Genomic DNA, 13,778 nt, shown 5'->3' on the forward strand with positions numbered 1-13,778 from the left:
TGCTTGCCTGTCAGGCGGCAAAACCCATAACCTGTTTCACATACTCCAGTGGGAAATCTTTCCCGGTCCAGAGCTTGAACTGTTCAGCCCCTTGCCACAACAACATGCCGTAACCATCAATTGTTTTGCAACCAGCACTTTGTGCCTGCTGCAATAATTTGGTCATATGCGGGTTGTAGACGCATTCGGTTACCAGCAGTTCCGGACGCAGCAGGGAAGCGTCGGTCACGAGAGATTCATTTTCCAGCGGCTTCATGCCGACTTTAGTGCCGTTGGTCAAAATATCTGCGCTGGCAAGTGCGTCAGCAAAAGCCTGGCGATCGGCGAGATCGATAACGGTGACCACGCAGTCGGTGTTTTCATTGACGCGTTTGGCAAACTCCTGCGCTTTGGCAAAAAACTCATCCTGGCGGTTAAAGAGTTTAATTTCTTTGATGCCTTCAATCGCTGCCTGTGCACCAATGGCCGTCGACGCACCGCCTGCGCCCAACAGTACCATGGTTTTACCTTTGATATCGAAACCACTTTCCTTAATTGCACGAATATGGCCCGTGCCATCGGTATTGTAACCACGCAGGTAACCATCATCATTGACGATAGTGTTAATTGCGCCGACCAGCTTGGCTGCAGGCGTTAATTCATCAACATACTCACATGCCAGCTGCTTGTTGGGCATTGAGACCCCGGTACCCCGCATCTTTAAGGCCTTCAGCCCGGCAATGGCATTAGCAAACGTTGAGTTATCAACTTCAAATGCCATGTAAGTGAATGGCAATCCCGCTTTTTCTAATGCCTTATTTTGCATTTCAGGCGACAGACTATGTCTGATAGGGTAAGCCATCAAACCAATCAGTTCATATTTAGCAGTTACGTCCATTTGATACTCCTTCTAAACAATTTATTGAAAATAACGCTCGCCCAACCGCACATCATTTTTGGGGATATCAAATACGCGGTAGTAACGAATAAAGACGATGATGGCGGTGACAAAAGCCAACAGAGCAAATGCAAGGTCCAGCAAAATAATGTATTGCAGACCAATGTTAGAGAGGTATCCGGTGATTAATGGGATAATAAAGTTGGCTACGCCACCCATCATCATATAAATACTGGTGACTTTGGCCTTGCTCTTGGGAAAGAACTCTGACATCACCGATACACCGAGTTGTAAAATACCGCCAGCGGCAGAGAATCCAATGAGAAATGAACCTGCGTTACATACCAGCGGAGATGGGTATAAATAAATGACGGCTGCGGTGATGGTTGCCAGTCCGGCGTTAAATACGTTTGCCCAAATAGGTCGTACCCATTTTTTCAACAGTGCGGCAAAGATAAATACGCAGACCAACGAACCCATACTGTAGTAAGAGATTGTTTTCAGTGCGTCGGATTCTGCCATGCCAGCAAAGGCCATCGCATATTTCGGCATCCAGACCACGATGACGTAAAAAGTCGAAAAGGCAGCAACACCAAACATGACGGATGCCACACCTTCCAGCCAGACCAATGGTTTACTGTTCATCTGTGGCAGATCTTTCGCGATGCCGGCATCCACCATCTGGCTGGGGAAACGACTTTTTAGCAGCATCAGGGTAATGACTACAAACAACGCTCCCGGGATAATGACCGCATAACCGTACCAGATATGGTTGAGCAGCATGGTGCTGACGACGATGGGGTAGATCATCTGCCCAAACGAGACCATAGCTTTCACCAGGATAACGGCTGAGCCAGAGGCTTTAGGGAAGCATTCCATTAACGCCGGGTACCCACCGGTATCCAGTGCCGAGTTTGCCACGCCAACGCAAACGGCCAGAATAAAGGCAATCATCAGATTAGGGCTGGCGGGAATACCGAAGAAGAACAGTATATAAAGAATCGCCCCTAACAGAATGATAGCCCGACGACCAAATTTATCTGAGAGCACGCCAAAGAATAAGATGCTCACTAGTCGCCCCAGACCAATGCCTGAAATTAAATAGGCAATTCCTGCATTGTCGGTGGAAAACTTTTCTGCAAGAGAGGTCATATTTTGCGCCAGTGTAATGACGCTAATGCCGTGTAGGAAATAACTTAAATAAATACAGGTTATCGCCAAAAGAAATGGCGTATTAAAGGTCTTGCTTTGAGACATTTTCACAACTCCTTGCGGATTTTAAAATTGTTCTGTGCTCGTCGATATTGTTTAAATTGCGGCGACCTTGTAATTAATATACCGGGCAGCAGCCACAGAGCCTACATAGCATGGCGTTTAAGTTACCAGGTATATTGCATAACACACTGTGAAATTGAACTCTGCCAGCCGGTGTTTTGTTGATGTTTTAAAACATATGCCAATTATTTTGCAGAAGGGGGGAACAATATTGCATCCACGCTATTCTACGGCTTGTATCATTTTTAGCTGATGCTTTGACGCGATGTGGCTGCGATAACCAATAAACAACGCCAACAGGAACCCAACAGCGGCTATACCAGTATCAAACCACATGATGTGAGCAATACTGGTTTCTGAGAGTTTTGCTGTTATCAATGGAATGGTGAAGGTCGCAATGCTGCCCGCGCTGTAGTAAATCCCGGTCGCTTTGCCCTTCGCATGCGGAAAGCGTGCGGCCATGAGCGTTAAACCGATTTGCACAACGCCCCCAGCGGAAGAAAAACCGATGACAAACGCAAAGATAATGACCACGTAAGGTGTCGGATGCAGACAAACCATCAACAGTGCGGCAAATGAGATAAACGTATACAGCATCAGCATCGATGTCGCGCGTTCTGCTTTTCGCGCCAGCGGGGCGGTGATCAGCACGCACAGTAGAGAGCCGCAGGTATAAATGCTTAACAGTTTGATAGATAACGTATAGGACATTCCTGCGACGAACTGTCCGTATTGCGCCAGCCACTGGCTTACCAGGTAAAATGTTGCCATTGCGATGTAGCCGTATAGGGTGTAACTGGCAAGGTCGAGCAGGGAGCAACGATGTTCAGGTTGTGCGGTTTCTCGTTCAGCAGGTTGTGCCCGGATGACGGTATGAGGCCCGGGATGTGGCGGAAACCGACAGCGAAACAAAAACACGCCGTTGAGTATCATAACGGCAGCCGCCAGCAGGAAGGACCAGCCAAACCAAAGTTCGCTCCACACCAGCAGGCTGATGATCATCGGCAGCAGGAACTGACCGCTGGAGACGAAGGCTTTTATCAAAATATTGGCTGTGCTGGGGGAACGGGGGAATGCCTCCATCAGGCTGGGATAGGTTCCGGCATCGAGAAAACTGTTTGCCATTCCTGCTAAAAAACCAAAAGCATAGGCAAGAAAAATACTGTGAGTATTGATGATGCCAATAAAGAAAATCAGGTAGCAGGTCATACCAAGGATAATAAATGGTCTGCGACCGTAGCGATCGGAAAGCATCCCTGCCACTAATAAAACGCTTAAGCGGCCGATGCCGAGTGAGGAAATAACAATCGAGACGCCCGCAGCATTGGTTTGCCACTGTTGTTCCAGCGAAGACATATTGAGGCTCATCAGAATGACCCCCATGCCGTGCACCAGATAATTTAGGTACAGCCCTATCGCAGTGGAGAAATAGGTGTTTTTCATAATGTGTTACTCAGCGAAGAGGCTAAATAGGTATGGCGTTGCAATCTCTTAACACATACGCTCGAGATCGTGAGCATAGAGTTCAACAGCAGCCGACTGATAGATTTTCCAGTCGAGAAAACCATCGTGGTGATAAACCGCCTGAAAAGCGTTCAGATCGGGGAAAAAACGCATGGTGTTATTACCGATACGATTATTTATTTTGTCGATAATTGCATTAATTCTTAACTTCCTCCTTGCTTTCATTTCTGAACAAATGCGGATGATGTCTTCTGGAATTTCTCTTTCACCCTTTTCCCATTGCTGCCAGGCGGCAACATTGTTATCGCGCGCGATATACCTGGCGCTTTCTTCCACCGTCATAGCAAAAATATGGCGGATCGCCTGTAGCTCTAATGCGTTCATTATTTGGTCACTTCATAAAAGACGGTGGAATAGTAATAACATTGCTGTGGATATTTCTGCTTGAAGAGAGTCACAGTATTTTGTGCAATATTATTTGTTCCTTGACGGGGAAGATAATGTGTTGGTGCGTTAAGGTTGGTGGAGTGGCGCGCGAAGGACAAAAAAAAGCCCATCGTGGGAGATGGGCAAAGACTACACACAGCAATTCGTTGTTTCACTCAGGGGATTTCCATGCTTATAAATCAATGTGTTGATCTAAAGCCATGAGCTAATAGTAGGCATAGTGATTTTTTACGTCGATCAGATTCATCTCAATAGTTTAAAAACTGTAAAGAATTTGCGACACAAATGATTATTTAAAGAAGGGCGAGGTTGGGTCTAATCCCGCAAGAGGAAGGATTGATTAGTATTGTTAAACAATCAGGCGGCGCTGCCGCCTGATGTTGGATTACTTATTGCGTTCGATTTCAGCAATTTCTTCGAGGATTTCATCCGGATTGGTACCTGGCGCAGGGGCTTCGTTTACCCAGGCGGAGAACAGACGCCAGGAAACGGCCAGCACTACTGGACCGATAAACAGACCAATCATGCCGAAGGCAATCAGTCCGCCGATGACCCCGGAGAGAATCAGGATCAGTGGCAAATCGGCACCCATACGAATCAGCATCGGTCGAATAACGTTATCCAGCGTTCCGACTACGCCGCTCCACACCAGCAGAACCGTGCCCCAGGTGGAATCCCCCGTCCAGTATAGCCAGATAATGGCCGGAATCAGCACTGGCAACGGCCCCAGTTGCACCAGACAAGACAGGATCATCAATACCGCCAGCAGCGTGGCGTAAGGCACGCCGGTTACCGCCAGACCAATACCCCCGAGCACTGCCTGCACCAGAGCGGTGACCACAACGCCCAATGCGACGGCGCGAATGGCTTGCGCGGCCAGCAGAATGGCAGCATCGCCACGTTTAGAGGCAAGACGGCAGGCGAAGTGACGAATACCTAATGCGACCTGTTCACCGCGCCAGTACAATAGGGCACTGAACAGCAGCATCAGACCACAGTGCATCATAAAGCGGCCGATATGCGCGGCCTGACCGACAAACCAGGTGGTGGTGGTACCGATATAAGGACGAACTTTGGCCATAATGGCCGAACCGCCCATATCCAGTAAACTGTGCCATGCGCCATACATTTTGGCACCCACCAGTGGAATGCTGTTCAACCATGCCAGATCCGGTAGCGTCATATCACCTGCGGTTACGGCATGGATCAGCGGCCCGCTGCCATCGACGATACTGTTAACCAGCAGCGCGATAGGGATGATGAACAACAGCACTAACAACAGTGTCATCACCAGTACGGCAAGTGAACGACGTCCCCAGAGCAATTTTTGTAAGCGTAGCAGGATAGGCCAGGTCGCAATGACAATCGTACCTGCCCAGGCAAAACCGAGGATAAAGGGCTGAACAATCCAGAGACAGGCCACAATCAGGATGGCTAAAAACAGCACCGATAGCAGCACTTGTGCAATATCCCTGGGCTGACGGAAATTTACCATAAATACTTTTCACCTTTGTCTTTGCGCCAGAACGTTGACGCGACGTGAACACGTTAATCACACTCTATAATGATGAGCAATTTCAGCGGTTTTGAACAGGCGGATTCTGCCTGTAAATCTGCTGAGCGTATTAGAAAAAAATGTGATACAACAAACAAAGCAACACGCAAACGATTAAATTCACAACACAGACCGCAGGAAAGGGTCACTATAATGATTCCACAAATTTCTCAGGCGCCAGGTGTCGTTCAGCTGGTGCTCAATTTTTTGCAGGCACTGGAGCAGCAAGGATTCACGGGTGATACGGCAACGAGCTATGCCGATCGTCTGACAATGTCGACGGATAACAGTATTTATCAGCTGCTTCCTGATGCTGTCGTTTTCCCTCGTTCAACCGCAGATGTGGCGCTAATCGCCCGTCTGGCGGCAGAACCGCTATTCTCGTCGTTGATTTTTACCCCGCGCGGCGGCGGCACCGGGACCAACGGTCAGGCGCTGAACCAGGGCATTATTGTTGATATGTCCCGCTATATGAGCCGGATTATTGAAATCAACCCGCAAGAAGGTTGGGTGCGGGTAGAAGCCGGGGTGATAAAAGACCAGCTTAACCAGTTTCTGAAGCCATATGGCTATTTCTTTGCCCCGGAATTATCCACCAGTAACCGGGCAACGCTCGGCGGGATGATCAACACCGATGCGTCCGGGCAAGGATCGTTGGTTTACGGTAAAACTTCCGATCATGTGTTGGGCATCCGTGCGGTGCTGATGGGCGGTGATATTCTGGATACCCAGCCCATGCCGGTCGAGCTTGCCGAAATGCTGGGTAAAAGCAATACCACGATTGGCCGTATCTATAAGACCGTTTATGAGCGTTGTCGTGATAACCGACAGCTGATCATGGATAAATTCCCGAAACTTAATCGCTTCCTGACGGGTTACGATCTGCGGCACGTCTTTAACGATGAGATGACCGAATTTGATTTAACCCGCATTCTTACCGGCTCTGAAGGTACGCTGGCGTTTATCACCGAAGCCCGCCTTGATATCACGCCACTGCCCAAAGTCAGACAGTTGGTTAACGTTAAGTACGATTCGTTTGATTCGGCGTTGCGTAACGCGCCGGTGATGGTGGAAGCGCGCGCATTGTCGGTAGAAACCGTCGACTCCAAAGTACTCAATCTGGCGCGTGAAGACATCGTCTGGCACTCGGTAAGCGAACTGATTACCGATGTCGCGGATAAAGAGATGCTGGGCCTGAATATTGTCGAGTTTGCCGGTGACGACGAAACCTTGATTAATTCGCAGGTCAGCGCACTCTGCGAACGCCTGGATGGGTTAATCGCTCGCCAGGAAGCGGGCGTTATTGGCTGGCAGCTATGTACCGAACTGGCGGGCGTCGAACGAATTTACGCCATGCGCAAAAAGGCTGTCGGTCTGCTGGGCAATGCAAAAGGTTCCGCGAAGCCAATTCCGTTCGCCGAGGATACCTGCGTTCCTCCGGAGCATCTGGCTGACTATATTGCCGAGTTTCGCGCGCTGCTCGACAGCCATGGTCTGAGTTACGGCATGTTCGGCCACGTGGATGCTGGCGTGCTGCACGTCAGGCCGGCTTTGGATATGTGCGACCCGCAGCAGGAAGTGCTGATGAAACGCATTTCTGATGATGTCGTCGCGCTGACGGCAAAATATGGCGGTTTGTTGTGGGGTGAGCACGGGAAAGGTTTCCGTGCGGAATACAGTCCGGCGTTTTTCGGTGATGAACTGTATCGTGAACTGCGCAAAGTGAAATCGGTGTTTGATCCGCAAAACCGGCTCAACCCCGGCAAAATCTGTCCACCGGAAGACGTTGATGCGCCGATGATGAAAGTGGACGCGGTGAAACGCGGAACGTATGACCGTCAAATCCCGCTGGCCGTACGCCAGGAGTGGCGTGGGGCAATGGAGTGTAATGGCAACGGGTTATGCTTTAACTTCGATGCGAAAAGCCCCATGTGTCCGTCGATGAAAATCAGCCTTAACCGTATCCATTCTCCGAAAGGGCGAGCTACGCTGGTACGTGAGTGGCTGCGTCTGTTGGCCGATCGCGGGATCGATCCTGTGCAACTGGAAAAAGAGCTACCGGAGAAACGCGCCAGTTTACGCACGCTGATTACCCGTACCCGCAACAGCTGGCATGCACGCAAGGGCGAATACGATTTCTCGCACGAAGTAAAAGAGGCGATGTCAGGGTGCCTGGCGTGTAAAGCCTGTTCCACACAGTGTCCGATTAAAATTGATGTGCCGGAGTTCCGCTCACGCTTCCTGCAGCTGTACCACACGCGTTATCTGCGCCCGTTGCGCGATCATATGGTGGCGACCGTTGAGAGCTATGCACCGCTAATGGCGCGGGCGCCTAAAACGTTTAACTTCTTCATCAATCAGCCGCTGGTGCGAAATCTGGCTAAAAAGCACATTGGAATGGTTGATTTACCGCTATTGTCTGCGCCGTCGCTGCAACGCCAACTGGTGGGACATCGTTCTGCCAATATGACGCTGGAACAGCTCGAATTACTCAGCCTCGAGCAAAAAGCCCGTACGGTGCTGGTGGTGCAGGACCCTTTCACCAGCTATTACGATGCGCAGGTGGTCGCTGATTTTATACGTCTGGTAGAAAAACTGGGTATGCAGCCGGTACTGCTGCCGTTTTCGCCAAATGGCAAGGCGCAGCACATTAAAGGCTTTTTAAACCGTTTTGCCAAAACGGCGAAAAAGACATCCGAGTTTCTTAACCGGGTAGCGAAGCTGAATATTCCGATGGTGGGTGTTGATCCGGCGCTGGTGCTTTGTTATCGCGATGAATACAAGCTGGTGCTGGGAGAACAGCGGGGTGATTTCCATGTGCTGCTGGCCAACGAATGGTTATCAAAAGCTGTGGAAACACAGCAGTCAGTCGCTGTTGGCGGTGAACCGTGGTACTTCTTTGGCCACTGTACCGAAGTGACGGCTTTACCGGGCGCGCCTGCACAATGGGCGGCTATTTTTGCTCGCTTTGGCGCAAAGCTGGAGAACGTCAGCGTGGGGTGCTGTGGTATGGCTGGCACTTACGGTCACGAAGTGAAGAATCACCAAAACTCATTGGGGATCTATGAGTTATCATGGCACCAGGCAATGCAACGATTGCCACGTAACCGTTGTCTGGCTACAGGGTACTCCTGTCGCAGCCAGGTTAAACGCGTTGAAGGTACGGGCGTTCGCCACCCATTACAGGCACTGCTGGAGATTATAGGATGATCTGGAAACGTGAAGTCACACTCGAGGCTCTCAATGCCATGGGTGAAGGAAATATGGTTGGGTTGCTCGATATTCGGTTTGTGCACATTGGCGACGATACGCTGGAAGCTACGATGCCAGTGGACCATCGCACCAAACAACCCTTTGGGTTGTTGCACGGCGGCGCATCCGTGGTGCTGGCGGAAAGCATTGGTTCGGTAGCTGGCTACTTGTGTACTCAGGGTGAGCAGAAAGTGGTGGGCCTGGAGATCAACGCCAACCATATCCGTTCTGCACGGGAAGGGCTCGTCAGGGGTGTATGTCGCGCGTTACATACAGGTTCTCGTCACCAGGTGTGGCAAATAGAAATCTTCGATGAGCAGGGTCGATTGTGCTGCACGTCGCGTCTGACGACCGCAATTTTGTGATGCATATTGCTTTTGGTCATTATCTGCACAGGGAATGGTGTTATACTGTGCAGGTTTTGAACACAAGCGAGGATGATATGTCTACCCAATTAGACCCTGCCCAACTGGCAATAGAATTTTTACGTCGTGATAAAACCGATCTTTCACCGGCTCAGTACCTGAAAAGGCTGAAACAGCTTGAGCTGGAGTTTGCAGATCTGTTGGCGCTCTCTTCCACTGAACTGAAAGAAGAGATCTATTTTGCCTGGCGCATGGGCGTTCATTGATTCCGGTATGCTTATCGTAACGAAACCCCGACACGCGTTCGGGGTTATTTTTTGCCTTAAATCTTCATTACCACTTCATCTCGCCGCTGTTAACCTTCGCACTTAGTTCCAGCGAGCTTACGTCTGCAAGGCCTGGCCATGCTGCCGTCATGGTTTTAATCACATAGTCCGATCCTTTCTTCGCCCCTAGCGCCTGCTCAAACGACTGCAAATAGTCCTGGGTGAAGCGAATAGCTTTATCGCCGGTTGGGCGGTCGCCAATGTAATGGCCCGGGACCACCTGAGTGGGCTGTAAGCTCTGCATTTCGCTCAGTACGCTACGCCATGCACTACGTTGTTGTTCAGACTGTGTATCCGCCGTCCAGACGTGAATACCTGAAGCCACGCCTGTGCCGCCAATAATGGCTCGATTCGCCGGGATCCAGATATACGCTGCATAATCGTTGGTGTGACGCAGTTCCAGCGTTTCGCCATCAACCGTGAACTGCGTTTGCGTAGTCGCCTGCGGAACGGTAAGCGATGTTGGCGCGCCGTCCTTCATTTGCGGGCCCCAGAACTGCAGCTTGGCCTCTTTGGTGGCGCGGATATGGTCTACCACCTGCGGCGTTGCCAGGACTTTTACCTGTGGGAAGGCCTTAACGATGGGCTCCAGACCAAAATAGAAATCCGGATCGCCGGAGGTGATCACAATAGCCTTCAGCGTTTTACCGCTGGCGCGAATCATTTGCACCAGTTGTTCACCATCTTTGGTACTGAACTGGGCGTCAAACAAAATCGCCTCTTTTGGGCCAGACACCAGCGTCGAAGAAACCGGGAAAATAGCCTTATCCTGTGGATTATAGACGTCCAGCTGTAGCGGCGCGGCGAAAGCTGAAGACGCAATCAGAGGTAACAGCAGGGCCAGAGTTTTAACTTTCATACCAGGTAACCTTGTGCAGGAAATTGTCTTTTGATAGTTCCCGTATTTTAAGGATATTCGGATCTGTTAGAATTCCCTCATTAGGACATGCTGAGTTTCATAAAACGATCGGATGGGAACAATGGACAGAGTGATGGCGGCAACGGTATTCAACCATATCTGTGATTTGGGTAGCCTTAGCGCAGCCGCGCGTGCGTTGGGGCTTTCCCGTCCGATGGTCAGTCGTTATCTCGACGAGATGGAAAAATGGGCAGGCGCAAGGCTTATCCATCGCTCATCGCGTCGCTTGACGATCACGCCAGCGGGTGAAGAGGCATTAGTGAAAACACGTTCTCTGGCGCAACTTTCGCTGGATATTGGTGCCGCCAGTGCCGCGCAAATTCCCTCCGGCACGCTACGTGTAGCCTGCGCCCATTTTACCGCGATGCATATTCTTGCTCCGGTTCTGCCGACGTTTATGGCGCAATATCCGCAATTACGTATTGAGGTGGAGATCAATAATCAACCGGTAAGCCTTGTGGGGGAACGCATCGATGTGGCGATCCGCATAACAGATAATCCAGAGCCAGGGACTATTGCCCGTCGGTTGGGCGACTGTAAATCGGTGCTTTGCGCGTCTGCAGATTATCTGCATCAACATGGCACACCTGAGACAATCGACGATCTCACACGGCACAATTGCCTGTACTACAGCGGTTTTGCCGGACAATCCTGGCACTTTTGGGAGCCTCAGGGGCAGCCTGTCTCCGTTGCAATCAAAGGGAATTTGAGTGCAGGGATCTCTTCGCTGCTCTGCGAGTCTGCGGTGGCCGGAATGGGGATCGCGTTGGTGCCAGAGCTGGAGGCGCAGGAAGGGCTGGAGCAGGGAAAGCTAATTCGATTACTGCCAGAACTTCAACCTAAGTGCCTGCCGATTTATGGTTTATACCTTTCACGTGAGCATCAACCCGCAGGGCTACGCCTGCTGCTGGACACGCTCAGTGAGGCACAGCGTTAAATATGTGATTGAACGCGTTTATAAAAGAGTCAAACCGCAATTAGTGTTAAAAAAAACTAATCGGTGTATGAGATTCTTCTTATCGCCCCTTCAAGAGCTAAGCCAATATGAGTGCCGGAGATAAGCGCCGGATGGGGCCGGAACCCTTAAGCCTGCCAACAAGCAGACTTAAGGGTTTTTTGTTGTTTGTTTATTATTTGAATTGTTTTTCCCTACCTTCATCCCCACCTATCCCTTAAATAGACATTTTCTATACATCTTTTGTCATTTGACCTGACTGAACGATTGGATTTTCATAATCCATTATTAATCAATGCATTGAACAAAATAATCCATCCCTGTAAACCCTCGCTGCAGGGTCTATGCTTAGTAAAAGTAGTCAAAAAGGGCGATTAACCCGAATGCCCCTGCTGTTGAGGGGTTGAAGTGATAATCATTATCACTAACATGGTGTTATAGCTTAAAAGCTAGTGACTCGAGGTAACTCTATGGAATTGCATTCAGGAACATTTAACCCGGACGATTTTGCCTGGCGTGGGCTGACGTTAACGCCAGCGGCTGCGGCGCATATCCGTGAACTGGTGGCAAAGCAACCTGACATGTTGGGTGTGCGTTTAGGCGTGAAGCAAACAGGGTGCGCGGGATTCGGTTACGTGCTGGATACCGTCCGCCAACCCGAAAAAGACGATCTGCTGTTTGAAACGGAGGGCGCCAGACTTTATGTGCCGTTGCAGGCGATGCCGTTCATTGACGGCACAGAAGTCGATTTCGTTCGCGAAGGATTAAACCAGTTATTTAAATTTCATAACCCGAAAGCCCAGAACGAATGCGGCTGTGGCGAAAGTTTTGGGGTATAGGCGGTACTATGTCTCGTAATACTGAAGCAACTGACGATGTCAACACCTGGGCTGGCGGGCACCTTAATTACAAAGAGGGCTTCTTCACCCAACTGCAAACCGATGAGCTGGCAAAAGGGATCAATGAAGATGTCGTGCGCGCGATTTCGGCAAAACGAAATGAACCCGACTGGATGCTGGAATTTCGCCTGAATGCCTTTAAAGCGTGGCTGACCATGGAAGAACCACACTGGCTTAAAGCGCATTACGACAAACTGAATTATCAGGAGTACAGCTATTACTCCGCACCTTCCTGCGGTAACTGCGATGAAACCTGTGCGTCTGAACCGGGAGCGGTACAGCAAACGGGCGCGAATGCATTTTTAAGCAAAGAGGTTGAGGACGCATTCGAACAGCTTGGCGTGCCGGTACGTGAAGGCAAAGAAGTTGCGGTTGATGCCATTTTCGACTCGGTATCGGTAGCGACCACCTATCGCGACAAACTGGCGGAACAGGGCATTATTTTCTGTTCGTTCGGTGAGGCCATTCACGATCATCCTGAGCTGGTAAAACAGTACCTGGGCACGGTTGTCCCCGGCAATGACAATTTCTTTGCCGCGCTGAATGCGGCGGTGGCATCTGACGGCACGTTTATTTATGTACCGAAAGGCGTACGTTGCCCAATGGAGCTGTCGACCTATTTCCGTATCAATGCGGAAAAAACCGGGCAGTTTGAACGCACCATTCTGGTTGCGGATGAGGGCAGCTACGTCAGCTATATCGAAGGCTGTTCAGCCCCGGTGCGCGACAGTTACCAACTACACGCGGCGGTGGTGGAAGTCATCATCCACAAAGATGCCGAAGTGAAATACTCCACGGTGCAAAACTGGTTTCCCGGCGATGGCAATACGGGCGGTATTTTGAATTTCGTCACCAAACGCGCACTCTGCGAAGGCGAAAACAGCAAAATGTCGTGGACGCAGTCGGAAACCGGCTCGGCCATTACCTGGAAATACCCAAGCTGCATTTTGCGTGGCGACAACTCGATCGGCGAATTCTACTCCGTCGCGCTGACCAGTGGACATCAGCAGGCCGATACCGGCACCAAAATGATCCACATTGGCAAAAACACCAAATCGACCATTATCTCGAAAGGGATCTCCGCCGGACACAGCCAGAACAGTTATCGCGGCTTAGTGAAAATCATGCCGACCGCTACTAACGCCCGCAACTATACCCAATGCGACTCGATGTTGATCGGTGCGGATTGTGGGGCACACACCTTCCCGTATGTGGAGTGTCGTAACAATAGCGCCCAGCTTGAACATGAAGCCACCACGTCGCGTATTGGTGAAGACCAGTTGTTTTACTGCCTGCAGCGCGGCATCAGTGAAGAGGATGCCATTTCGATGATCGTGAATGGTTTCTGTAAAGACGTGTTCTCTGAACTGCCACTGGAGTTTGCCGTGGAAGCGCAAAAACTTCTCGCCATAAGTCTTGAGCACAGCGTCGGTTAAATTTTAAG

12 protein-coding genes and 1 other RNA gene are annotated in these 13,778 nt (G+C 50.4%); 6 read left to right on the top strand and 7 right to left on the bottom strand.

Annotation, left to right across the window (positions count from 1 at the left end):
• Positions 1-10: 10 nt before the first annotated feature.
• From ydiB to ydiK, 6 genes are all read right to left on the bottom strand, one after another.
• Complete coding sequence (gene ydiB / locus BZK40_RS00510) at positions 11-877, bottom strand: quinate/shikimate dehydrogenase (RefSeq protein WP_003836604.1); 867 nt, start codon at positions 875-877, stop codon at positions 11-13.
• 21 nt (positions 878-898) lie between these two features.
• Complete coding sequence (locus BZK40_RS00515; RefSeq protein ID WP_032943180.1) at positions 899-2,134, bottom strand: MFS transporter; 1,236 nt, start codon at positions 2,132-2,134, stop codon at positions 899-901.
• Between the two features lie 240 nt (positions 2,135-2,374).
• Positions 2,375-3,595 carry an MFS transporter gene (locus BZK40_RS00520; protein WP_079933940.1) on the bottom strand — a complete coding sequence of 407 codons (1,221 nt, stop codon included), beginning with the start codon at positions 3,593-3,595 and terminating at the stop codon, positions 2,375-2,377.
• 48 nt (positions 3,596-3,643) lie between these two features.
• Complete coding sequence (locus BZK40_RS00525) at positions 3,644-4,000, bottom strand: YdiL family protein (protein ID WP_008784601.1); 357 nt, start codon at positions 3,998-4,000, stop codon at positions 3,644-3,646.
• Positions 4,001-4,157: 157 nt separating this feature from the next.
• Positions 4,158-4,265: antisense sRNA RprA (gene rprA / locus BZK40_RS00530), an RNA gene on the bottom strand.
• 183 nt (positions 4,266-4,448) lie between these two features.
• Positions 4,449-5,558 carry an AI-2E family transporter YdiK gene (gene ydiK, locus BZK40_RS00535; protein WP_003832632.1) on the bottom strand — a complete coding sequence of 370 codons (1,110 nt, stop codon included), beginning with the start codon at positions 5,556-5,558 and terminating at the stop codon, positions 4,449-4,451.
• Positions 5,559-5,771: 213 nt separating this feature from the next.
• Between ydiK and ydiJ the strand changes: the two genes are divergently transcribed.
• From ydiJ to BZK40_RS00550, 3 genes are all read left to right on the top strand, one after another.
• Positions 5,772-8,828 carry a D-2-hydroxyglutarate dehydrogenase YdiJ gene (gene ydiJ, locus BZK40_RS00540; protein ID WP_057067855.1) on the top strand — a complete coding sequence of 1,019 codons (3,057 nt, stop codon included), beginning with the start codon at positions 5,772-5,774 and terminating at the stop codon, positions 8,826-8,828.
• Complete coding sequence (menI, locus tag BZK40_RS00545; protein WP_008784603.1) at positions 8,825-9,235, top strand: 1,4-dihydroxy-2-naphthoyl-CoA hydrolase; 411 nt, start codon at positions 8,825-8,827, stop codon at positions 9,233-9,235. Before ydiJ ends, menI begins: the two co-directional genes overlap by 4 nt.
• Positions 9,236-9,312: 77 nt before the next feature.
• Positions 9,313-9,501: a YdiH family protein gene (locus tag BZK40_RS00550; RefSeq protein WP_003030540.1), complete on the top strand. Its 189-nt coding sequence runs from the start codon at positions 9,313-9,315 to the stop codon at positions 9,499-9,501.
• A gap of 67 nt (positions 9,502-9,568) precedes the next feature.
• Here BZK40_RS00550 and BZK40_RS00555 read toward each other — a convergent pair whose 3' ends face one another.
• Positions 9,569-10,420: a Vmh family MBL fold metallo-hydrolase gene (locus tag BZK40_RS00555; RefSeq protein WP_079933941.1), complete on the bottom strand. Its 852-nt coding sequence runs from the start codon at positions 10,418-10,420 to the stop codon at positions 9,569-9,571.
• 121 nt (positions 10,421-10,541) lie between these two features.
• On the opposite strand from BZK40_RS00555, the gene BZK40_RS00560 reads away from it, so the two are divergent.
• The 3 genes from BZK40_RS00560 (at position 10,542) to sufB (ending at position 13,770) form a co-directional block, all read left to right on the top strand.
• Complete coding sequence (locus tag BZK40_RS00560; protein WP_079933942.1) at positions 10,542-11,417, top strand: LysR family transcriptional regulator; 876 nt, start codon at positions 10,542-10,544, stop codon at positions 11,415-11,417.
• Between the two features lie 488 nt (positions 11,418-11,905).
• A complete protein-coding gene (gene sufA / locus BZK40_RS00565) occupies positions 11,906-12,274 on the top strand; it encodes a Fe-S cluster assembly scaffold SufA (protein ID WP_003832645.1) in 369 nt (122 codons plus the stop codon).
• Between the two features lie 8 nt (positions 12,275-12,282).
• Entirely contained in the window at positions 12,283-13,770 is a 1,488-nt protein-coding gene (gene sufB, locus BZK40_RS00570) for a Fe-S cluster assembly protein SufB (RefSeq protein ID WP_020996440.1), read from the top strand.
• Positions 13,771-13,778: the final 8 nt, after the last annotated feature.

The organism is Citrobacter portucalensis (assembly GCF_002042885.1).
Lineage (GTDB): Bacteria > Pseudomonadota > Gammaproteobacteria > Enterobacterales > Enterobacteriaceae > Citrobacter > Citrobacter portucalensis.